This window comes from Burkholderia sp. HI2714 (assembly GCF_002223085.1).
In the GTDB taxonomy this organism is placed as follows: Bacteria; Pseudomonadota; Gammaproteobacteria; order Burkholderiales; family Burkholderiaceae; genus Burkholderia; species Burkholderia lata_D.
This window is the reverse complement of the sequence record NZ_NKFM01000053.1, coordinates 245378-266005: the sequence shown is the minus strand read 5'-3', so window position 1 is coordinate 266005 and position 20628 is coordinate 245378. Positions and strand designations below refer to the sequence as shown.

General features: G+C 69.6%; 17 protein-coding genes. 7 read left to right on the top strand and 10 right to left on the bottom strand.

The genetic code is table 11. From position 1 onward, the window contains the following. Positions 1-4 precede the first annotated feature (4 nt). Entirely contained in the window at positions 5-1576 is a 1572-nt protein-coding gene (locus CFB82_RS27945; protein ID WP_089486134.1) for an MFS transporter, read from the top strand. A gap of 120 nt (positions 1577-1696) precedes the next feature. Here the strand turns inward: CFB82_RS27945 and CFB82_RS27940 are convergent, their stop codons facing one another. The 3 genes from CFB82_RS27940 to CFB82_RS27930 form a co-directional block, all read right to left on the bottom strand. Then, a complete protein-coding gene (locus tag CFB82_RS27940; protein ID WP_089486133.1) occupies positions 1697-2935 on the bottom strand; it encodes a LysR substrate-binding domain-containing protein in 1239 nt (412 codons plus the stop codon). Positions 2936-2996: 61 nt separating this feature from the next. Then, entirely contained in the window at positions 2997-3725 is a 729-nt protein-coding gene (locus tag CFB82_RS27935) for an aspartate/glutamate racemase family protein (protein ID WP_089486132.1), read from the bottom strand. A 22-nt stretch (positions 3726-3747) separates the two neighbouring features. Beyond that, positions 3748-5298: an NCS1 family nucleobase:cation symporter-1 gene (locus CFB82_RS27930; protein ID WP_089486131.1), complete on the bottom strand. Its 1551-nt coding sequence runs from the start codon at positions 5296-5298 to the stop codon at positions 3748-3750. A gap of 231 nt (positions 5299-5529) precedes the next feature. On the opposite strand from CFB82_RS27930, the gene CFB82_RS43415 reads away from it, so the two are divergent. Continuing rightward, complete coding sequence (locus CFB82_RS43415; RefSeq protein WP_179255461.1) at positions 5530-5781, top strand: hypothetical protein; 252 nt, start codon at positions 5530-5532, stop codon at positions 5779-5781. 209 nt (positions 5782-5990) lie between these two features. Continuing rightward, positions 5991-6539: a DUF3005 domain-containing protein gene (locus tag CFB82_RS27915; RefSeq protein ID WP_089486129.1), complete on the top strand. Its 549-nt coding sequence runs from the start codon at positions 5991-5993 to the stop codon at positions 6537-6539. A gap of 65 nt (positions 6540-6604) precedes the next feature. Here the strand turns inward: CFB82_RS27915 and CFB82_RS27910 are convergent, their stop codons facing one another. Next, positions 6605-7369 carry a DUF4397 domain-containing protein gene (locus CFB82_RS27910; protein ID WP_089486128.1) on the bottom strand — a complete coding sequence of 255 codons (765 nt, stop codon included), beginning with the start codon at positions 7367-7369 and terminating at the stop codon, positions 6605-6607. A gap of 307 nt (positions 7370-7676) precedes the next feature. Continuing rightward, on the bottom strand, positions 7677-8984 hold the full coding sequence (locus CFB82_RS27905; RefSeq protein WP_089486127.1) for an MFS transporter: 1308 nt from the start codon (positions 8982-8984) through the stop codon (positions 7677-7679). A gap of 533 nt (positions 8985-9517) precedes the next feature. Here CFB82_RS27905 and CFB82_RS27900 point away from each other — a divergent pair. Beyond that, the gene (locus CFB82_RS27900) at positions 9518-9964 is read left to right on the top strand and encodes a MarR family winged helix-turn-helix transcriptional regulator (RefSeq protein WP_046549825.1); all 447 of its coding nucleotides are present in this window, start codon (positions 9518-9520) and stop codon (positions 9962-9964) included. A gap of 74 nt (positions 9965-10038) precedes the next feature. Here the strand turns inward: CFB82_RS27900 and CFB82_RS27895 are convergent, their stop codons facing one another. From CFB82_RS27895 to CFB82_RS27875, 5 genes are all read right to left on the bottom strand, one after another. Next, positions 10039-12324, bottom strand: a complete 2286-nt coding sequence (locus CFB82_RS27895) for a xanthine dehydrogenase family protein molybdopterin-binding subunit (RefSeq protein WP_089486126.1) — start codon at positions 12322-12324, stop codon at positions 10039-10041. A gap of 219 nt (positions 12325-12543) precedes the next feature. Beyond that, a complete protein-coding gene (locus CFB82_RS27890; protein ID WP_089486125.1) occupies positions 12544-13197 on the bottom strand; it encodes an isochorismatase family protein in 654 nt (217 codons plus the stop codon). Between the two features lie 18 nt (positions 13198-13215). Then, positions 13216-14256 (bottom strand): 2,5-dihydroxypyridine 5,6-dioxygenase, encoded by a 1041-nt coding sequence (locus tag CFB82_RS27885; RefSeq protein ID WP_089486124.1) that lies wholly within the window; start codon positions 14254-14256, stop codon positions 13216-13218. A 47-nt stretch (positions 14257-14303) separates the two neighbouring features. Beyond that, on the bottom strand, positions 14304-15134 hold the full coding sequence (locus CFB82_RS27880) for an alpha/beta fold hydrolase (protein WP_089486123.1): 831 nt from the start codon (positions 15132-15134) through the stop codon (positions 14304-14306). A gap of 27 nt (positions 15135-15161) precedes the next feature. Beyond that, positions 15162-15914, bottom strand: coding sequence for a maleate cis-trans isomerase family protein (locus tag CFB82_RS27875; protein WP_060212471.1), 753 nt, complete (start codon positions 15912-15914; stop codon positions 15162-15164). Positions 15915-16212: 298 nt separating this feature from the next. Here CFB82_RS27875 and CFB82_RS27870 point away from each other — a divergent pair, with 298 nt between their 5' ends. The 3 genes from CFB82_RS27870 (at position 16213) to CFB82_RS27855 (ending at position 20449) form a co-directional block, all read left to right on the top strand. Further along, on the top strand, positions 16213-17370 hold the full coding sequence (locus tag CFB82_RS27870; RefSeq protein WP_089486122.1) for an FAD-dependent monooxygenase: 1158 nt from the start codon (positions 16213-16215) through the stop codon (positions 17368-17370). Between the two features lie 171 nt (positions 17371-17541). After that, a complete protein-coding gene (locus CFB82_RS27860) occupies positions 17542-18045 on the top strand; it encodes a (2Fe-2S)-binding protein (protein WP_069251224.1) in 504 nt (167 codons plus the stop codon). Beyond that, positions 18035-20449, top strand: a complete 2415-nt coding sequence (locus CFB82_RS27855) for a c-type cytochrome (RefSeq protein WP_089486120.1) — start codon at positions 18035-18037, stop codon at positions 20447-20449. The genes CFB82_RS27860 and CFB82_RS27855 overlap by 11 nt, the downstream gene beginning before the upstream one ends. The last annotated feature ends 179 nt before the right edge of the window (positions 20450-20628 follow it).

The following is a 20628-nucleotide window of genomic DNA, read 5'->3' as shown; positions in this document are numbered from 1 at the left end:
ACCGATGTCCCAGCCTTCACCGGCGTCGCGCGCAGGCGCGGCTGCCGCCCCGCGCACGGGCGCCCGCCTGCCTGCCGCCGCGACGCTCGCCGTCGCGTCCGCGACCTGCTCGCTGATCGTGCTCGACACGAACGTCGTCGCCGTGTCGCTGCCGAGCATCGCGCGCGGTTTCCACGCGAGCTTCGCCGATATCGAATGGGTCGTGAGCGCGTACATGACCGCGTTCGCCGCATGCCTGCTGCCGGCCGGCGGGCTCGCCGACCGCTTCGGGCGCAAGCGGATGCTCCTCACGGGGCTCGCGCTGTTCTTTCTCGCGTCGCTCGGCTGCGGCGTCGCGCCGACGGCCGGCTGGCTGATCGCGGCGCGGGCGGTGAAGGGCGGCGGCGCCGCGCTGCTGCTGACGGCTGCGCTCGCCGTGATCGCGAACCGCTTTCCGGAGGGGCGCGAACGGGCGCGCGCGTGGGCGATCTGGGGCATGTGCATGGGGATCGCGACAGCCATCGCGCCGCTCGTCGGCGGCGCGATCACGCAATGGATCGGCTGGCGCTGGGTGTTCCTGCTGAACCTGCCCGTCTGCCTGCTGCTTGCGGCCGGTGCGCGTGTCGCGATCGACGAGTCGCGCGATCCGCACGCGAAGCGCGTGGACGCGGCCGGCAGCCTGCTGTTCGGCGCGGCGCTCGCCTGCGCGATCGCGGCGCTGATCGGCGCGCCGTCGCACGGCTGGCTGTCGGCCGCGACACTCGGCCGGCTCGCGCTGGCCGCCGCGCTGTTCGCGGCATTCATCGGCGCGGAGCGCTGGCAGGCGCGGCCGATGATCGATCTCGCGCTGTTCCGCCAGCCGCGCTTCGTCGGCGCCGTGCTCGCGATGTTCGGCTATGCGGCGTGCGCGCAGGTGATGATGACGTTCCTGCCGCTGTACCTGCAGAACGCGTTCGGAATGTCGGCGATCGATGCGGGGCTCGGGATGCTGCCGTTCGCGTTCGCGATGATCGCCGGGCCGTCGCTCGGCGCGGCGCTGGCCGCGCGCGTGTCGTCCGGCGGCGTGCTGGCGGGCGGGCTCGCGCTGATCGGCGCGGGCAACCTCGCGACCGCGGCGCTGACGGCCAGCGGCGACTACCGGCTCGTCGCGCTCGGCATGTTCGTGACGGGCTGCGGCGCAGGCATCATGAACGGCGACACGCAGAAGGCGATCATGTCGTGCGTGCCGCCGAACCGTACCGGCATGGCATCGGGCATCAGCACGACGACGCGCTTCTCGGCGATCGTGACGGCCGTCGGCGTGCTCGGCGCGGTGCTGGCGACGAGCACGCATGCGCGGCTCGACCGGCTGCTGTCCACCGCGCCAGGCTTGCGCGCATTCGCCGATGCACAGTTCATGTCGAGCCTGCTGGCCGGCGACCTGGCGCGGGCGCTCGAGCGTGTGCCGCAGTCTGCCGTCGGTGCGCTCGCGCAGGCCGCGCCCGTTGCGTTCGCGAGCGGGTTCGCCGACGCGCTGACGGTGAGCGGCGTGCTCGCGCTCGCCGCCGCCGTCGTTGCCTGCAAGTTGCTTGCGCAACCGATGCGCGACGGCGCGTGATGCACGGGGCGGCACGCGATCGGTTGTTTTGCCGTTGTGCTTGTCAACGTAGCCTGAGCTGCGTATCGACGTATCGACGTATCGACGCCGGCCCGTTGTCGCGCCTGTCGATCGCGCCGGTCAATGCGACTTCGTCGCGAGGCGGTGGATGCGTGCCGCATGGGCGACACGGCGCGGATGCGCCGCATGGCAATGCGTTGACTGCCTGCGGCGCGTGCGTCGTGTGGGCTCGGGCGTATCGGCCTCGGCTGGCGTACTGTTCCGCGCGTCCGCGTCCGCGTCCGCGTCCGCGTCCGCGTCCGCGTTTGCGACTGCGCCGGCCGCCACCGCCGAGACTGCCACCGCCGAGACTGCCACCGCCGCAACCGCCGGCAACCTGGCCTCCGCATCGAGCCACGCACGCGTCGCTTCCGCGATCAGCCCGCGCAGCCAGCGCACGCCCTCGGCGCATGCCCCCGATTCGTTCGAGGTCATCCGGTACACGATGTCCGGCGGTTCGGCCGGCAGCGCGACGGCGGCGAGCGGCAGCAGCTTCGCATAGTGTCGCGCGAGCCGGTACGTGGTGGTCAGCAGCATGTCGGTGCGCACGAGCGCATGCGCGGCGAGTTCGAAGTGCGGCAGCGTGACGACGATCCGCCGCTGCAGGCCCACGCGTTCGAGTTGCCTGTCGATCGCGCCGGACGCTTCGAGCCACGACGGTGTCGGGCACAGCTGCGGCGCGTCGGCAAACTCGGCCGCCGTCATCGTGCCGTGCCGCGCGAGCGGATGGGTCGCACGCATCAGGCACACGACGCGATCGTCGAACAGGTCGTCCTGCCGGAACCGCGACGAGCGCGCCGGGCGATTGTCGATCACGACGTCGAGCTCGCCGTCGGCGAGTGCGCGTTCGTCGTCGAAGCCGTCGCCGAGCGGATGGAACACGAGTTGCGCGTCCGGCGCGCGTTCGCGGAACAGCGCGACGAGCTTCGGCACGAACAGCACGTTCAGGTAGTCGGGGCAGCCGATCCGGTAGGTGCGCACCGACGTGCGCGCGTCGAACCTCGGCTGCTGGATGCGGATGAAGTCGATCACGCGCAGCGCGTTGCGCAGCGGTTCGATCAGCCGCGCGCCGAACTCGGTGGGCACCATCCCGTAGCGGCTGCGCACCAGCAGCGGATCGCCGAGCAGCGTGCGCAGCCGCTTGAGCGCGGCGCTGGTGGCCGGCTGCGACATGTTCAGGCGCACGGCCGCACGCGACACGGTGCGCTCGGTCAGCAGCACGAGCAGGATGCGCATCAGCCGCGCATCGAGCACGTCGAGCGCGTCCGTTGCGTCGGACGTGCCGCGGGGCAGGGTGTTCGGGTCTAGTGGGTCCCGCATGCCGATGTGCCTCCCGGCGACCCGATGCGCGCGCGCGACGCAGCAGCGGGCCGGCGCCGCGTCATTGTTCGAAGGTGCCCGGCCAGCCGACGATCCGCTTCGGGCGTGGCGGCGCGTACGTGCGGACTTTCGACGTCTTCAGCTTCAGGCGCACCAGCGACTCGGCGAGCGCGACCGCGGCAGAGACGCCGTCGACGACCGGCACGCCCGTGCATTCCTCGATCTGCCGGTCGAGGCCGGCCATCCCGCCGCAGCCGAGGCAGATCACTTCCGCGTGATCGTCCTTCACCGCGCGCTGCGCCTGGCCGACGATCGACTCGATCGCGCGCGCCGGGTTCTCCTCGAGTTCGAGCACCGCGAGGCCGCTGGCGCGCACCGACGCGCAGCGCGCGTCGAGCCCGGCGAGCTTCAGGCGATCCTCGATCAGCGGCACGGTGCGGTCGAGCGTCGTGACGACCGAGTAGCGATGACCGAGCAGCATCGCGATGCTGGCGGCCGCTTCGGTGATGTCGACGACGGGCACCGTCAGCAGTTCCTGCAGGCCTTCGCGGCCGTGTTCGCCGTAGCCGGCCTGGATCACCGCGTCGTACGGCTCGTCGTAGTGCAGCACGCGATCCATCACGGCGATCGCCGCGAGGTAGCTCTCGAAGTTGCCTTCGATCGACTCCGCGCCGAAGCGCGGCGTCAGCCCGACGATCTCCGTGCCCGGCGACGCGGCGGCCTGCGCCTGTGCGGCGATCGCGTCGGTGATCGACTCGGTCGTGTTGACGTTGACTACCAGGATCCTCATTGCGACTCCGTATGCAGGTGTTTCAGTGTTGGGCGCAGGCGACCGCGATGGGTTCGCCCGAACGCTCCTCGTAGTGCCGGTTGCGATCGGCCAGCAGCCAGTACACGCTGCCCGCGATGGCCGCGCCGAGCAGCCACGAGAACGGCGTCATCGCGCTGAAAGCCGGCACGACGGCGAGCGTGATCGAGATCAGTGCGGACGGCACCAGCGCCGCGAGCGCCTTGCGGTTCACGCCGCGCGTGTAGAAGTAGGCGCCGGTCGGCGCTTCGGTATAGAGGTCGGGCACGTTCACGCGCTGCTTGCGCACGAGCCAGTAGTCGACCGTGATGATCCCGTACAGCGGGCCGAGCAGCGCGCCGAGGCCGGACAGGAAGTAGACGATCACGATCGGGCTGTTGTACAGGTTCCACGGCAGGATCAGCACCGCGACCGTCGCGCTGATCAGGCCCGCGCGGCGGAACGACAGGCGATGCGGCGCGAGGCTCGTCAGCACGAAGGCCGGCGCGACGAAGTTCGCCATGATGTTCACCGCGACCGTCACGATCAGGAAGGCGAGGCAGCCGAGCACGAGGAACAGCTTGTTCGGCACCGTCGCAATGATCTCCGTCGGGCTGTGGATGATGTGCCCGTTCAGCTTGAACTGCGCGCCGGCAAGCACGAAGCTGATCGTCGCGAACACGAGGATGTTCACCGGCAGGCCCCAGAAGTTGCCGACGCGCACCGTCTTCGCGCTCGGCGACGAACGGGCGAAGTCGCAGAAGTTGAGCACCAGCGTGCCGTAGATTGCGAGCCACAGCGAGCCGCCCGCGAAGATCTCCGTCCACATCCGGAAGCCGGTCAGCGGCTTGCCGATCGACATCGCGAGATGGCCGCCGGTGCGGCTGAACATCCACGCGGCGAGCGACAGCGTCGTGACGAGGATGACCGGGCCGGCGAGCCCCTCGTACTTGCGGACCATTTCCATCCCGTACGTGAGGATGCCGATCTGCACGAGCCAGATCGCGACGAACGTGACCCAGCCGAGCGTCGACAGCCCGAAGATCGCGTTCTGGTCGAACGCGGCGAGGCCCGGCCAGATCGCGGTGAGCAGCACGCGCAGCACGACCGACGCGAGATAGGTCTGGATCCCGAACCATGCGATCGCGATCACCGCGCGGATCATCGCGGGCAGCAGCGCGCCGTAGATGCCGAAGCTCATCCGGCTGATCACCGGGAACGGCACGCCCGTCTTCTGGCCCATGTAGCCGGTGAGGTTCATGAAGCAGTAGACGAGCACCGCGCCGATCGCGAGCGATGCGAGCATCTGCCAGCCCGACAGGCCGAGCGCGAACAGCCCGATCGCGAACGAGTAGTTCGCGATGTTGTGCACGTCGTTGGTCCACAGCGCAAAGATGCTGTAGCGGCCCCACGTCCGGCCCTCGGCCTTGGTCGGCGCGAGGTCGGGGTTGTGCAGCCGCGGGCTCAGCGCGGGGTCGCGCGCGACCGAATCGGTGCGATGCGATGCGTCGTCCGCGCCGAGCACGATGCCCGGGCGGTGGGTGGCTTCCAGTTGCACGCCGTTGTCTCCTTCCATGTGCGGGGCGCGTGACCGGCAACGTGGGAACGCTGCGCCGGCCCGGCCGCCGTGGACGTTATGTCTCGGATTTGTTCGCGAGTATGGAAGGCGGGCAAGGCGATGGGAAATTAAATATTCGGTTGGCCGTCATTTGAAAAATGAATGGAAGCGGGCGGCCGCGGCGGCCGGGTGTGGCACGCGAATTGCGCGCCTGCGGGCTCCATCCACATCGACATCAGCGGAGGTGTCATGCAGCGATATTCACTTTGTCATGTATCGCGAGCCGTCTTCGCCGGCATCCTGATTGCGGGCCTGGCGGCAGGCGCGGGCTGCCAGAAGAAGAGCGACAACGGCGGCGCAAGCTCGGAATCGAGCGCACCGGGCGGCATGTCGGCCGCACCGTCCACCGCACCGTCGGGTATGCCGAGCAGCGGGGCGGCCGGCAGCGGCTCGAGCATGCCGGGCGCGGCTTCCGCGCCGGGCGGCGCGAGCGGCGGCTGACGCGCGGCTGACGCGTGGGGCGGACGTCGCGCCGGCAACGCGCGGGTGCGCCGTCCGCAGGAAAGGCGCCGTGCCGGCCTGGCACGTGCGCCCGGTGACGTGCGTGCCGGGCCGCGCACATGAAAGTTTTGCAAGGACCGTTGTAGCGATTCCCGGACCGGCGGCGGCAGCCCTGATGCCGGCACGCGCCGGCCGGACAAGGAGGTGCAATGCAGAACGCGGAATCGAACCCTACCCCGGAAAAGCAGCGGGAACAGATCGAGAAGAGCCCGGTGAAGACGCCGGCGGCCGGCGACATGCCCGACGCGGCGACCCAGGCGGCGCAGGTCGCGCAGCGTCCGCTGACACCCGAGAAGATCGCCGGGAAAATGCCGACCGGTCTGCCGCCGATCGAGCGCGGCACGCAGGCACCCGACAGCGACGACCCCGTGCGGCGAGCGGCCGCCCGGATCCCGACGCTCGACAACGCGAACATGGCGATGACCGACAACACGGTCGACGTCGACGGCAAGGGCATGGAAGCCGCCGCGGGCGCGTCGAAGTGGCACGACAACGTGATTTATTCGAACGCGTCGCTCGACGAAGCGGTCGATACGCCCGACGAAGGGCTCGGCGGGATCGAGAGCCGTCCGTCCGGCAACATGCCGCAGATCGCGACGCGGCCGGGCTGGCGCGTACGCCATGTCGGCGATGTCGACATCGAGCACGGCGACAGTTCACGCGCCGAGCATGTGATCGTCCTGGAGCGGACCGACTGACGGCAGGACGGGAAAGGTGCGGCGGGCGGCACGATCGCGCCGCCCGCCGCAATCATCGGCGGTCCTTATTGCGGACCGAGTTCCTGCGCGGACGTATCGGCGTCGTTGCCCTGCGCAACCAGCACGTGGATATCGTTCGGCGTCACGTCGCCGATCCCGCCCGACGGGATCGTCAGCAGCAGCCAGTCGGCGTTGTTGTTGATGGTGACCGGCGCGGTCTTGAGGATCGGCGTCTTGCTGCCGGCCGTCGTGACGATTACCTGGTAGCTGCCGCCGTTCAGGTAGATCGAATCCTGCGTCGTTGCCGGCACCGCGTTCTGGTAAGCCGCGCCCGCGAGCGTCGGGCTTTGCGTCGTGATGTCGGTGCCGGGCGGGACGATGTACATGTCGACGTTCTGCGCATTCGGCGACGCGTTGAAGCTGCGCACGCGCGCCTTGTCCGACAGCAGGCCCTTGTCGTACGGATCGTCGATCACGGAGATCAGCGACGTCGTGCTCGGCAGTGCGATCGTCGTGTAGTGATGGCCGTTTGCCGCGCTGAACGATTGCGCGGCGATGGTCGTCGTCGTGCCGGAGACGTCATAGCTCGCGTTCTGCGTGCCCGAGTCGACGTCGTGATAACGCGTCACACCCTTGTACGCGATACCGCCCTGGTCGAGCTTCGCGTTCAGGTAGTAGTCGAGGTTCGGCCCGGCCGGCACCGCGTTGATGAAGCGCGCCTGCGGCTTCGAGATGCCGAGCTCGGTGCCGACGTCGTTGCCGCCGCCGCCACACGCCGCGAGCACGGAAACGACCGAGCACAGGGCGACCACCGTTCGTATTGATTTCATGTTGTCCTCTCGTTCAGGGAACCTGCTTGCGATGCGGGACCGCCGCGCGAAGGGTCGCGCGGTGCGCAGCGCCGGTTGAGGGAAGGATGTCGTCCGCCGGATCGGCGGGCGCGTGCATGGCGCAAGCGATGTGCCTGCGCGGAGAGCGGCGTCGGAAAAGGAGGCGGGGAGGAGGCGGAAAGCGGGGGACGGGCGGCGCGCACGCGCCGGCGGGGCGGCGTGCGCGGGGTGAGACGGGGGCGTGGGGCGGGCCCGCGCGCTCGGCGCGGTTGTAAAAATGACCGCGTCGCGCGGGCGACGCGCTGTGTCAGCGGTTCACGAGCCGGGCCGGATAGGCGAGCGCGAGGGCGCAGCCGACCACCATGCACGCGGCGAAACCGTACAGCCCCGCGCTTTGCGAATGGAACGTGTCGCGCAGCCAGCCGATGAAGTAAGTGCTGCCGAACCCGCCGAGGTTGGCGATCGAGCACGCGAACGCGATCCCGCCGGCGGCGGCCGAGCCCTTCAGGAACGTCGAAGGCAACGCCCAGACGACCGGCATGGCGGCGGCCGCGCCCGCGTTGATCAGCGAGAACAGCAGCACCGTGCCGAACGTGCCGTGCGGCGACGATGCCGCGATCGCCAGCGCGACGGCCGACACCATGAACGGTACGACGATATGCCAGCGGCGTTCGCGTGCGCGGTCGGAACTGGCGCCGCAGTACAGCGTGGCGAGCACGGCCGCGGCATTCGGGATCACCATCAGCCAGCCGATGTGATACGCATCCTTGACGCCCGTGTCGCGCAGGATCGTCGGCAGCCAGAAGCTCACCGCATAGAGGCCGAGCAGCACGCACAGATCGATCAGGCCGAGCGCCCATACCTTCGGATCCGAGAACGCCTTGCCGAGCGCATGGCTCTTGTTGCCGGACGGATCGGCGTCGAGGTTCGCGCGCAACGCGTGCTTCTCGTCGGCGTTCAGCCACGGTGCGGATTCGATGCTGTTCGGCAGCCAGCGCAGCACCGCGAAGCCGAGCAGCACCGACGGCAGCGCTTCGAGCAGGAACAGCCACTGCCAGCCGCCGAGCCCGTGCGTGCCGTCGAACGCGCGCATGATCCACCCGGAGATCGGGCTGCCGATCATGCTCGACAACGGCAGTCCGACCATGAACAGCGCGACGATCCGCGCGCGGCGCGCATCGGGATACCACTGCGTCAGGTACAGCAGCACGCCGGGCAGGAAGCCGGCCTCGGCCGCGCCGAGCAGGAAGCGCACGACGTAGAACTGCATCGGCGTGTGCACGAACATCGTCGCACCCGACAGCAGGCCCCACGTGATCATGATCCGCGCGATCCACAGCTTTGCGCCGACGCGTTGCAGCACCAGGTTGCTCGGGACTTCGAACAGGATGTAGCCGGCGAAGAACAGGCCGGCGCCGAGCCCGTACACCGTATCGCTGAACTTCAGCGCGTCGAGCATCTGGAGTTTCGCGAGCCCGATGTTGATGCGGTCGAGATAGGCCGCGAAGTAGCACAGGCAGAAGAGGGTAATCAGGCGCAGCGTGACCTTGCGATAGAGATTGCCGTGCGGCGCGTCGTCGGGGGAAACGGCGGCGCTCGGGTGTGCGGTAGACATGGGATTGCCCCTGTTCGAATGTGACGGATGAATGGGTGGCCGATCGACGCGAGCGGACGTTCCGCTGCGCACTGGAGTCTGTATATCACGGCAATTAAATAGCGTACACACTAGAAAATACCGAATCGCACAGGCACGATTCCGGCCGCGTGCCGGCAAATGTTTTCGTGAGAAAAGCCGTGTGTTTATCGGGGTTTTTGATGGATTCGTCTGCACGTTGAAAGAGGGAAGAGAAAGGAATGGCATGCACAAAATTCGTGCGTATGCGCTTAAAAGTGAAGTGTGTGCACGAAAGTTGACCGAGGTGCGCAAGTACGTGCGCGGCAGTAGGGTCGAACGTGCATGGCTTGCCGTTTCGGCGACCTTCCAGGTGGGTAAGGCGTGGCCGCCGGGCGATCGTCGGCCGCGCTGCGCGCCGGGTACGTCGAATCCTGACGCACCGCAATGAAGCGGCAACCCGGCTGCCGGTCGGGTCGAATTGAGGGTGTACACTGCATGTCTTTCCATTACACGTGGCACGGGCCTGCACTTTCATGGCGTCTTCCAAGGATTCCTACGACTTTCACGACCAGGTCGGGCACCTGCTGCGCCGCGCATATCAGCGGCACGTGTCGATCTTCCAGGAAGCGATCCCCGATTCGGATCTCACGGCCGCGCAGTTCGTCACGCTGTGTGCGGTCAAGGAGCGCCAGGGGTGCTCGCTGAACGACATCGTCAAGGCGACCGCGATCGACCAGGCGACGATTCGCGGCGTGGTCGACCGGCTGAAGGCGCGCGCGCTGATCGAGGTGCTGCCCGATCCGAACGACGGCCGCAAGCTGATCGTGCGCGCCACCGCGACCGGCCTCGCGCTGATCGATCGCACGGTGCCGTTCGCGCGGCAGGTGACGGAGCGCACGTATGGCGCGCTCAATCCGGGCGAGCGGGTCGCGTTGCAGTTCCTGCTGCGCAAGATGATGGAAGAAGACGGCGACGCGTGATGCGCGTCGCTCGCGGGGTGGTAATCGCACCCGTCCGGTCGTTCGATTCGACCCTGCGACGCAGCCCGCGGCTTCTAAGCCGTGCCGGTCGCCATCTGCACGCCAGCACCATCGGCCGTCATCAACCGGCCTGCGTCGCGTAACGCGGCCCGGACCGTCTCCGGTGTAAACGGCGGCGCGTAGAACCGCACGCCGGTTGCATCGAACAACGCGTTTGCGACGGCGGCCGGGCCCGGCACCGACGCCGATTCTCCCGCGCCGAGCGGCGGCTCGCCTTGCCTCGGCATCAGCACGACGTCGACGTCCGGCACTTCCGCGAAGGTCAGGATCGGATAGCTCGCCCATTCGCGCGACGCAACCTTGCCGTCGGCGAAGCGCACGCGCTCCTTCAGCGTGCGGCTCAATACCTGGATCACGTTGCCGTGGATCTGGTGGCGCACGCCATCGGGGTTGATCATCGTGCCCGTGTCCTGGCCGACCGTGACGCGTTCGATGCGGATCTCACCCGACACGCGATCGACGCTCAGGTCGACGACCCATGCCGACCACGCCGCGCCGAAGCCGGGGAAGCGGCTGTGCACGTAGCGCGCATAGGCGATCCCGCGGCCGCGCACCAGCCGCGACGGCTCGGGTTCATGCGGCGTGCGCCGCACGCGTGGCGTCCAGCCCGCGCGATCGGCCACGGCCTGCAGCAGTTCGGTCGCGCGCGTGTCCTGCAGATGACGCAGCCGGAACGCAAGCGGGTCGACGCCGGTGAGCGCTGCGCATTCGTCGACGAACGCATCGTGCGCGAACGAGTTCGGCAATGCCGACACGCCGCGCAGCCACGACGCACGCACGAGCGGGGCAAGATCCTCGCAGACGAAGCGGCGATGCGGGCTAGCGTAAGGGGACACGGCCGTGCGGTCGCCCATCTCGAACACGCGCGGCTCGGGCGCGATTGTGCCGGTCAGCAGCGCCGCGAGCAGCGGCGCGTCGTTCGACGGGTAGCGCGTCGTGAAGTCGTAGCCGAGCAGGTGGCCGTCGCGCGTGACGGTGCCGGTCACGTGCATCAGCTGGCCCGCGCCTTTCGGTTCCCACAGATGCTCGTCCGCGCGCGACAGCTGCACGCGCACCGGGCGGCCGACCGCGCGCGACAGCAGCAGCGCGTCGCCGCACACGTCGTCCGCACCGTTGCGGCCGTAGCAGCCGGCCGCTTCCATCCGCACCACGTCGAAATCGGCTTCGTCGCGCGCGACGAGCGTCGCGAGGTCGTAACGCAGCGACACGGGATTCTGCGTGCCGGACCACACGGTGATCCGGCCGTTGCCCGGCTCGCGATAGTCGGCGAGCGCGCATGACGGGCCGATCGAGCCATGCATCTGGAACGGCCACGCATAGGTGCGCGACAGCGTAATCGTGTCGGGCTGCGCACGCGCCGCGTCGACGTCGCCTTCGTCGAGCAGCACGCGACGTTTGGCCGGCGCGGCGGCGATCGCGGCGGCCGGCTCGTCGAGCGGCGGCAGCACGGGGAGCGGACGCCACGTCACGCGCAGCTGGCGCGCCGCGCGGATCGCGTGTTCCTCGCGCTCGGCCACCACGCCGACGAAATCGCCGATCGCGACGACGGCCACGAGCCCCGGCACGTCGGCCACCGATGCGCGATCGACGTCGATCAGCGCATCACCGACGAACGAACCGCTGTCATGCCCCGCATAGGGCGGCCGCACGACACGGCCGTGCAGCATGCCCGGCACGCGCATGTCGTGCACGAACGTGAGCTGGCCGGTTGCCTTCGCGGGTAGGTCGACGCGCGGCGACGACCGGCCGACGGTCCGGTACAGGGCGGGATCTTTCGTGCGGGTGTTCAGGTCGAGCGTCAGCGCGATCCGGTGCGTGGCGACGAGCGCGGCGAACGTGGCCGTTTGCCCGTTCGCCGAGATCGTCGCGTCGTCGATCTGCAGTTGCGCCGCGTCGACATTGAACCGTTCGGCGGCAAGCGCCAGCAACGCATCGCGCGCCTGCGCGGCCGCGCAGCGCAGCGGCGTCGCGGAAATCTGGATCGTCGCGCTTGCGATGGTCGGGCCCTGGTTCGGGGTCGCGGCCGTGTCGCCGAGCACCATCGTTACGCGCGCGGCCGGCACGTCGAGTTCCTCGGCGACGATCTGCGCGAGCGACGTGCGGATGCCGGTGCCGAGATCGACGTGGCCGTTGAACGCGAGGATGCGGCCGTCGTCGAGAATCGCGACGAACACTTCCGGCAGCGCCGGCACGTAGGACGACAGGCTGCCCGGCTGGCCGGGTGCCGGCTTGACGGGCGGCGCGGGCGGCCGGATGACGGTCAGGCAGCCGTCGCGCGCGAGCAGTTCGGAGCGGTTCACGGATGAAGGGTCCTGTCGAGGGAGCGGCGGCGCGCGGCCCGATGCGGCGTACGCGGAGCGAGGCGGCGGGTGGCCCGGGCGTCCTGTTCGCGGTGTGTGTCGAGCGCCATGGCGGTGGCCGTCGCGAGCGCGCGCGTCCCCAATCTAGGTCGCCAAAAGCGCAGCGTCAATCGCGCGGGCGGGCGTCGGCCGGTCACGCCGCCGGGTCGCCGCGACGATTCAGCGTGCGCGCGCCTGCGCCGCATCGATGGCCGCGATCGCGTCGTCGAGCGGCATCACCGCCGCATATTTCTGCTGCATGTCGAACAGGTTCGCGTCGTGCGGCGCGATCGCGCGATCGCCGACACAGTCGGCGAGCACGAGCGGGCGGAACCCGTGCGACATCGCGTCGACCACGCTCGCGCGCACGCAACCGCTCGTCACGGCGCCCGCGACGAGCAGCGTCTGCACCGCGCGCTGCGCGAGCCACGGCGCCAGCTGCGTGCCGAAGAACGCTGACGGCACGGTCTTGCGCACGACGAGTTCGCCCGGCGCGGGCGTGAGTTCGGGCACGATCGCGCTGTTCGGGTGGTGCTCGGTCAGCGTCGCCATGCCGGGCACCTTCAGCGAGAACACGTTGTCGTCGCTGCCGTCTTCCGCATACACGATGCGGCTGTGCGCGACCGGCCAGCCGCGTTCGCGCGCGAGCGCGAGCGCACGCGTCGTGCGCGCGATCGCCGGCGCGATGTTGCCGCCGCCGAACGTCGCGGGATCGGCGAAGCCGACCACGAAATCGACGATCAGCAGGCCGAGGTTGCCGTGCGGCGGCAGCGGCGTGCCGAAACCCTGCTGGCGATAGACGTTCGCTTCGGCGTGACGGGAAAGATCGTTCATGGTGTGGGGTGCTCTTGGTCAGGCGGGTTGGTCGGTCACGCGGCCGTCGCGCACGACGGTCGCGCCGTCGAGCTCGACCGTGCAGCGGCGCAGCGGGATGTCGATGTGGCAGGTGGTCGTGCGGTTGCCGCCGCCTTCGTTGTTCGGGCCGAGCGAGAACAGGAAGTTGCCCTCGAACGCGCGCGCGTCCATCCCGATCGTCGCCTCGCGGTCGTACAGCCCGAGCGTCGACCAGCGCGCACGCGGCTGCAGCCCCCAGCCGATATGCGAGATCGCATAGCCTTCGGGGTCGGCGAAGGTCTCCATGTAGTCGCGCAGCAGATCGGCGTCGACGCCGCCTTCGATGCGCGTCGCATAGCCGCCTTCGACGGTCAGCGCGATCGGTTCGCGCACGTAGTGCTTCTGCGGTAGCAGGATGTCGCCGCGGTCGATCACGATCGTGCCGTGCGCGGTGCGGTCGTTCGGGTAGGTCAGCGCGAAGCCGCTCGGCCAGTGGTCCCAGCGGCCCGGCGCGTCGACGAAGCCGTATTCGGCCGTCGGCGGGAACTCGCCGAGCGGGCACACGAGCGCGGTGCCGGCCGCCGACGTCACGCGCATCTCGCGGGCGGCGGCGATCCGTTTCGCCGCGGCGAGCACGCGCGTGCGGTCGGCCAGCGTCGGCACCATCCGCACGAGCACTTCGGGCGGCTCGACCGCGAGCAGGATCTTCGTGCCGGACTTCAGGATGTCGTGCTGCTCGGGCGAGAACAGCAGCGTCATCAGGTCGAGCACGAGGTCGCTCTCGCGCAGCGCGGCGATCGCGGCCTTGTTGCCGGTCAGCGGCGTCGTGCCGAGATACGCGAGCGGGTCGCGGCTGAATGCCTTGTCGCCGTTCACCGGCGGCAGGTCGAGGCGGTTGACGATCGCGCCCATCGTTTGCGTCGCGATCAGCGCGCACGACAGCGTCTGCGGGTGGGTGGCCGCGCTCGTCAGGATCGTGACGGTCTGGCCCGGTTCGAGGCGCGACAGCGTGAGGACCTGCTTCCACGCGTCGATCAGTTGGGAATCGCTGACTGGCATCGTCGGCTCCGGTAAAGGCGTGAAGGAAAGGGGCGGGCGCCGCGCGCTCAGGCCGCGAGCGGCGCGCCGAGGAAGTCGCCGAACGCCGCGTAGAAACCCGGTGCGTTGTCCCACGGAATCATGTGGCTGGCGTCGGGCACGCGCACGTGCCGCATCGACGGCGTCGCGCGCTGCAGTTCGGCGACATCGTCGTCGCGCACCACGTCGCCGCGTTCGGCCGTGATCAGCAGCGACGGCACGGCCAGTTGCGCGGCGTCCGCGTGGAAATCGTCGGTATGAAAGCCTTCGTACGACGCGCGCACCGCGCGCTCGTCGCAGGTATGCAGCCATTCGGCGCGCAACTGCAGTTCGGCGTCGGTCCAGGTCGGGCAGAACGCGCGCATGCCTTCGGCATCGGTGCCGGCGCGCGCGAGCGCCATCGAGTCGATGTACCACGGCAGCTTGCCCGGATAGTCGCGGCGGTTCGGGCCCGACACGGGCGGATCGACGAGCACGACCGATTCGAGCCCGCGGATGCCGCGCCGCGCGGCGCGCGCGGCGATCCGCGCGCCCATCGAATGGCCGACGAGGCTCGTGCGCGGCAGGCCGAGCGCGGCGACGAGGGCCGCGACGTCGTCGGCCTGTGCGTCGAGGCTGTAGTCGAGCGACGGCGACGCGTCGGACAGCCCGCGGCCGCGCACGTCGAGCACGTAGGTATCGAACGTCGCGCCGAATACTTCGCCGACGAAACCCCACGTGATCGCGGGGCTCGTGATGCCGGGAATCAGCACGATCGCCGGGCGCGAAGCGCGCGCGCCGGTCGCGCCGCCGTAGCGCAGGTAGTGCTGGCGGATGCCGTTCGCGCGGATGTTTGCGCCATACAGGAAAGTCGAGGGCATGAAGGGACTCCGTCGGAAGGGCCGCGCTCAGTACGCGCCGGACAGCAGCGCACCGGCGCCGGGCACGATCGGCTCAAGGTCGAGTTCGCGGAGCATCGCGTAGGTCGTCGCGATCGCGGCCGTGATCACGGGCTTGCCCGTCATCGCCTCGACCTTCGCGACGGCCGGCAGCGACGGCATCTGCACGCAGGCGGACAGCACGATCGCATCGGCGTCCTGGTACGGCAGCGTCTTCACGATGTCGGGCAGGCGCGCCGGATCGTGGCGGCCGACGTCGAGGTTGTCGGGGATCTCCAGCGCGCGGTACGCGAGCACGTCAAAGCCTTCGTTGCGGATGTAGTCGACCACGAGTTCGGTCAGCGGCAGCATGTACGGCGCGACGACGACGATCCGCTTCGCGCCGATCACCTTCAGTGCGTCGACGAGCGCGCCCGCACTCGTCAGCACCGGCGCCTGCGCGCCGTTGTCCGCCGTGTGCTTCGTCAGGCGCGCCTGCGACACGCGGTGATAGCCGTGCCCCATCGCCATGATCGCGACCAGGCACGCGTAGCCGAGCACGTCGACGCGCGCATCGCTCAGTTCCACCGCGCAGCGGTCGGATTCGGCGTCCATCGCCGCGAGTTCCTCCTTGACGACCTTCTTCATCCGCATCCGGCTCGAGTGATACGTGAAGCGCTCGGGGCGGATCGCTTCGCGCAGCCGCAGCATCGCGGGAATCTCGGTTTCCATCGTCGTGTTGGAACTCGGCACGATCTGGCCGATGCGGTAGGTCTTGCTCATGACGGGAGGCTCCGTGTCGGTAAGGGTGGGGCGGCACGCGGGTGCGGGATCGCCGGATGTCGAGCAAAGTCTAGTGTGTACATTTGAAAATGACAATGAATAAAAATGACGTCTATCGCGCGACAATCGTGTGATGGCGCGGATATTTGGGGTTTTATTGGTGTTTTCCCGAATGTCGTTGCTGCCGGCCACAATCCGCTTGTCCTGAATAAATTGAGTGTGTACGCTACATAAACGCCATTCAATCCGCCCGTTCTCGCGCCGCGTTCGGCGACGGGCCCACGATCAGGAGATCCGCATGAGCACACCCCGTATCGCAATCATCGGCGCCGGTCTCGGCGGCACGGCCGCCGCGGCACTGCTCCAGCGCGGCGGCTACGACGTCGCGCTGTACGAGCAGGCGCCGGCGTTCTCGCGCCTCGGCGCGGGTATCCACCTCGGCCCGAACGTGATGAAGATCATGCGGCGCATCGGCTGCGAGGACGCACTGGAGACGATGGGTTCGCATCCGGATTGCTGGTACAGCCGCGACTGGCAGACGGCCGACGTGCTCGCGCAGATCCCGCTCGGAGACTACGCGCGCAAGGCCTACGGCGCGAGCTACCTGACCGTGCATCGCGGCGATTTCCATGCATTGATGACGCAGGCGGTGACGCCCGGCACGATCCGCTTCGGCAAGCGGCTCGCGGCGGTGGAGGACACCGGCGACGCGGTGCGCCTGACGTTCACCGACGGCAGCGTCGAGACGGCCGACATCGTGATCGGCGCGGACGGCGTGAATTCGCGGATCCGCGAGCACCTGCTCGGCGCGGAACCGCCGCGCTACACGGGCTATGTCGCGCACCGCGCGGTGTTCCCGGCGTCGCTGCTCGGCAACAAGCCGTACGACATGTGCGTGAAGTGGTGGTCGGAGGATCGCCACATGATGGTCTACTACGTGACCGAGAAGCGTGACGAGTATTACTACGTGACCGGCGTGCCGCAGGCCGAATGGCCCGAAGGCGTGTCGATGGTCGACAGCAGCCGCGACGAAATGCGCGAGGCGTTCGCGGGTTTCCATGCCGACATCCAGCACCTGATCGATGTGTCGCCGTCGATCACCAAGTGGCCGCTGCTCGAGCGCGATCCGTTGCCGTTGTGGAGCCGCGGCCGCCTCGTGCTGCTCGGCGACGCATGCCATCCGATGAAGCCGCACATGGCGCAGGGCGCGGCGATGGCGATCGAGGATGCCGCGATGCTCGCGCGCTGCCTCGACGAAGTCGGCGTCGGCGACTACGCGGGCGCATTCGCGCTGTACGAGGCGAATCGCTCGGCGCGTGCGTCGAAGGTGCAGCTCGTGTCGCACAACAACACATGGCTGCGCACGAACGAGGATCCGTCGTGGGTGTTCGGCTACGACGTGTTCGACGTGCCGCTCGTCTCGCCGTCGCGCAACAGCGTCGCGGCCGTGGCCTGACGCGTACGCGGTGCCCGCGCCGGACGGCGCTTCGACGTCGCGCGCGCCGCTGCGCCGGTACGCGTGTTTTTCGGCGTGTTATATGTCAGGCGCGTGCCGGCGGGCGCACACCGGCGGCAGTGCCCGCAGCCGGTCGCCGCCCGGCCCGCGCGCCGCATTCCGGATCCATTCATGTCCCATCCCGCTTCTCCGTCGCGGCCGCTGGCGTTTCGCGTGAACGGCACGCCGCATACCTTCGTCGAGGCTGCGCCCGACGCGCCGCTGCTGCTGGTCCTGCGCAACGACTGCGCGCTCAACGGCCCGAAGTACGGCTGCGGGCTCGGGCAGTGCGGCGCATGCACGGTGCTGGTCGACGGGCAGGCCACGCGTTCGTGCGTCGTGCCGGCCGCCGCCGCGAGCGGGCGCGACGTCACGACGCTGGAAGGGCTCGGGTCGCACGACGCGCCGCATCCGATCCAGCGCGCGTTCATCGACGAGCAGGCCGCGCAGTGCGGCTATTGCCTGAACGGGATGATCATGAGCACGAAGGCGCTGCTCGACCGCAATCCGTCGCCGGACGACGCGGCGATCCGCGATGCGTTGCGCTTCAATCTTTGCCGCTGCGGCACGCACCTGGAGATCATCCGGGCCGTGCATCGCGCGGCCCGCTACGTGCGAGGCGGCGATGAAGCCTGACACGGGCTTGCCCGTTGCACCGGAGCGCGTGACGGGCCCCGAGCCGCGCGATGAAGCCGGCGCCGATGCATTGCGCGCACACCGCGCGCGCTATACCTGGCCAATCGGCGATGCGCATGCAGACGCGCAGGTATCGCTCGACGTCGAAACGCGGACTGCGTCCGACGGGCGGATGACGACCTGGCGCTATCGCGCGCAGGCGGCTACGGGCGATCGTCACGCGCCGCACGTTGCGAAGACCGAACGCGTGGATACCGGCCCGACCGCGCCGTTCGTCTACCGGCACGCGCAGACGTCGATCGAACTCGCCGATGCCGGTCACACGATTCCCGGACACGCGCACGTGTTCGCGCGCGAATCGTTCGTCGACGAACTCGCGGGCGCGTTGCGGCGCGATCCGGTTGCGTTGCGCCTGCAGCATCTCGATGCGGCGCGGGACGCCGGGCCACGCGAGATCATCCGGATGGTCAGCGAGCGCGCCGCATGGGGTGCACCGGCCGCGGTCGACCCGGGTGCCCATGCGCGCCTGAGCGGGCGTGGCTTCGCTTTCGATGGCGCCGCGGCACCGTCAGGCAACACACCATCGGCCGCCGACGCGACAGGCGACGGCGATGCGCGCTGGTCCGCATGGGTCGTCGATCTCGACGTCGACCGCGCGACGGGCGACGTCGCGGTGCGGCGCGTCGTGACCGGGCAGGGTGCCGGCGAACCGGGCGACGCGTCGATGGCGGGCTTGCCCGCATGGCAGATCGAGGCGGCGATTTCGCGCGTGATGGGGGCGCGCCTGTCCGCGCGGCCCGCGCACGACGAAACCGGCATGGGTGCGCAGCCGGATGCGATCGCTCATGAACTGATTGCGTCCGACGACACGGCCCATCGCGCGCACGGCGCGCTGTCACGGCACGATGCGCGCCGGATCGAGCAGGCGGCGGCGCCCGCGGCGGCGGCGATCGCGAACGCACTGTACGACGCGACGGGCGTGCGGTTTCGCGCACCGCCGTTCGACGCCGAGCGCATTCGCGCGGCGCTCGCGCGACCGGTGCCGGCCGATTCCGCCGAAGCGGGGCGCAGCGACCCGCGTCGCGCATCGCGCTGGCGCCGCTGGCTGGCCGGCGGCGGCGTGGGCGGGGTGGTCGGCGGGCTGATCGGCCTGGCCTGCGCGATCCTGCCGGGCCCCGCGTCGATCGCACCCGTTGCGCCCGGCGGCGCGGACGGCGCGACGTGGAGCGCGGCGACGCTCGAGCGCGGCCGCCTGGTTGCCCTCGCCGGGGACTGCGCGGTGTGCCACACGGCACCCGGCGGCGCGACCAACGCGGGCGGGCTCGCGCTCGATACGCCGTTCGGCACGATCTACACGACGAACCTCACGCCCGATCCGGAAACCGGCATCGGCACATGGTCGTATCCGGCGTTCGCGCGCGCGATGCGCGAAGGCATCTCGCGCGACGGCACGCACCTGTACCCGGCATTCCCGTACACGGCGTTCGCGAAGCTGAGCGAGCCCGATCTGCTCGCGCTCTATGCATACCTGATGTCGCAGCCGCCGGTGAAGCACGTGCCGCCGAAGACGAAGCTGCCGTTCCCGCTCGACGAGCGACGCCTCGTCGCCGGCTGGAACTGGCTGTTTCACGATGCGCGGCCGTTCGCGCCGGACCCGGCACGCTCCGCGACGTGGAATCGCGGCAAGTATCTGGTCGACGGCGCCGGGCACTGCGGCGCGTGCCATACGCCGCGCAACGCGCTGGGTGCGGAGAAGGGCGGTTTTGCGTACCTGTCGGGCGGCGAGGCCGAGGGTTGGGTCGCGCCGCCGCTCGTCGCGTCGCCGGCTTCGCCGGTGCCATGGACCGAAGGCGCGCTGTTCGATTACCTGCGTACGGGCTTCTCCGCGCAGCATGGCGTCGCGGCCGGGCCGATGGCGCCCGTCGTCGCGGGGCTCGCGTCGCTGCCGGAGGCCGACGTGCAGGCGATCGCGCACTATCTCGCGTCGCTGTCGCCGCCCGTCGACGCCGCGGCCGCCGCCGACGCGGCCGCCCGGCAGGCGCGCGGCGCGGAAGCCGTCGCGACGCTCGGCCTCGAGAACGGTCGCCGTGCGTTCGACGCCGCGTGTGCGGTCTGTCATGCGGAATCGGGCGGCGTCGGGCATTTCGGCGTACGCCCGCTAATGGGGCTCAACACGAGCGTCAGCCAGGCCGCGCCGGACAACCTGCTGCGCGTGCTGCATCACGGGATCGACCAGCCGGCCACCGGCGAGCTCGGCTACATGCCGGGCTTCGGCGACGCATTCGACGACCGGCAAATGGCCGAGCTGGCCGCATATATCCGCGCGCGCTACGCGCCGGGGCAGCCGGCGTGGCGGGACCTCGAGGAAGCGTCGGCACGCATCCGGCAGGCAGCCGCGCACTGATCGGCCGCCAGGCAACGGGCTGCGGGAGGCGGGCGACGGGCAACCGGCGATCGGGCAAAACTACCCGCTGGCGTGATCTGGCCCGGAAAGGGGGTGGAAATATTGCCCCATTTTCATCATCGTTTAACCATTCGAAACAATGTGTTCACTGAAAGGGGCATGATCTCCGGCGATCGAGC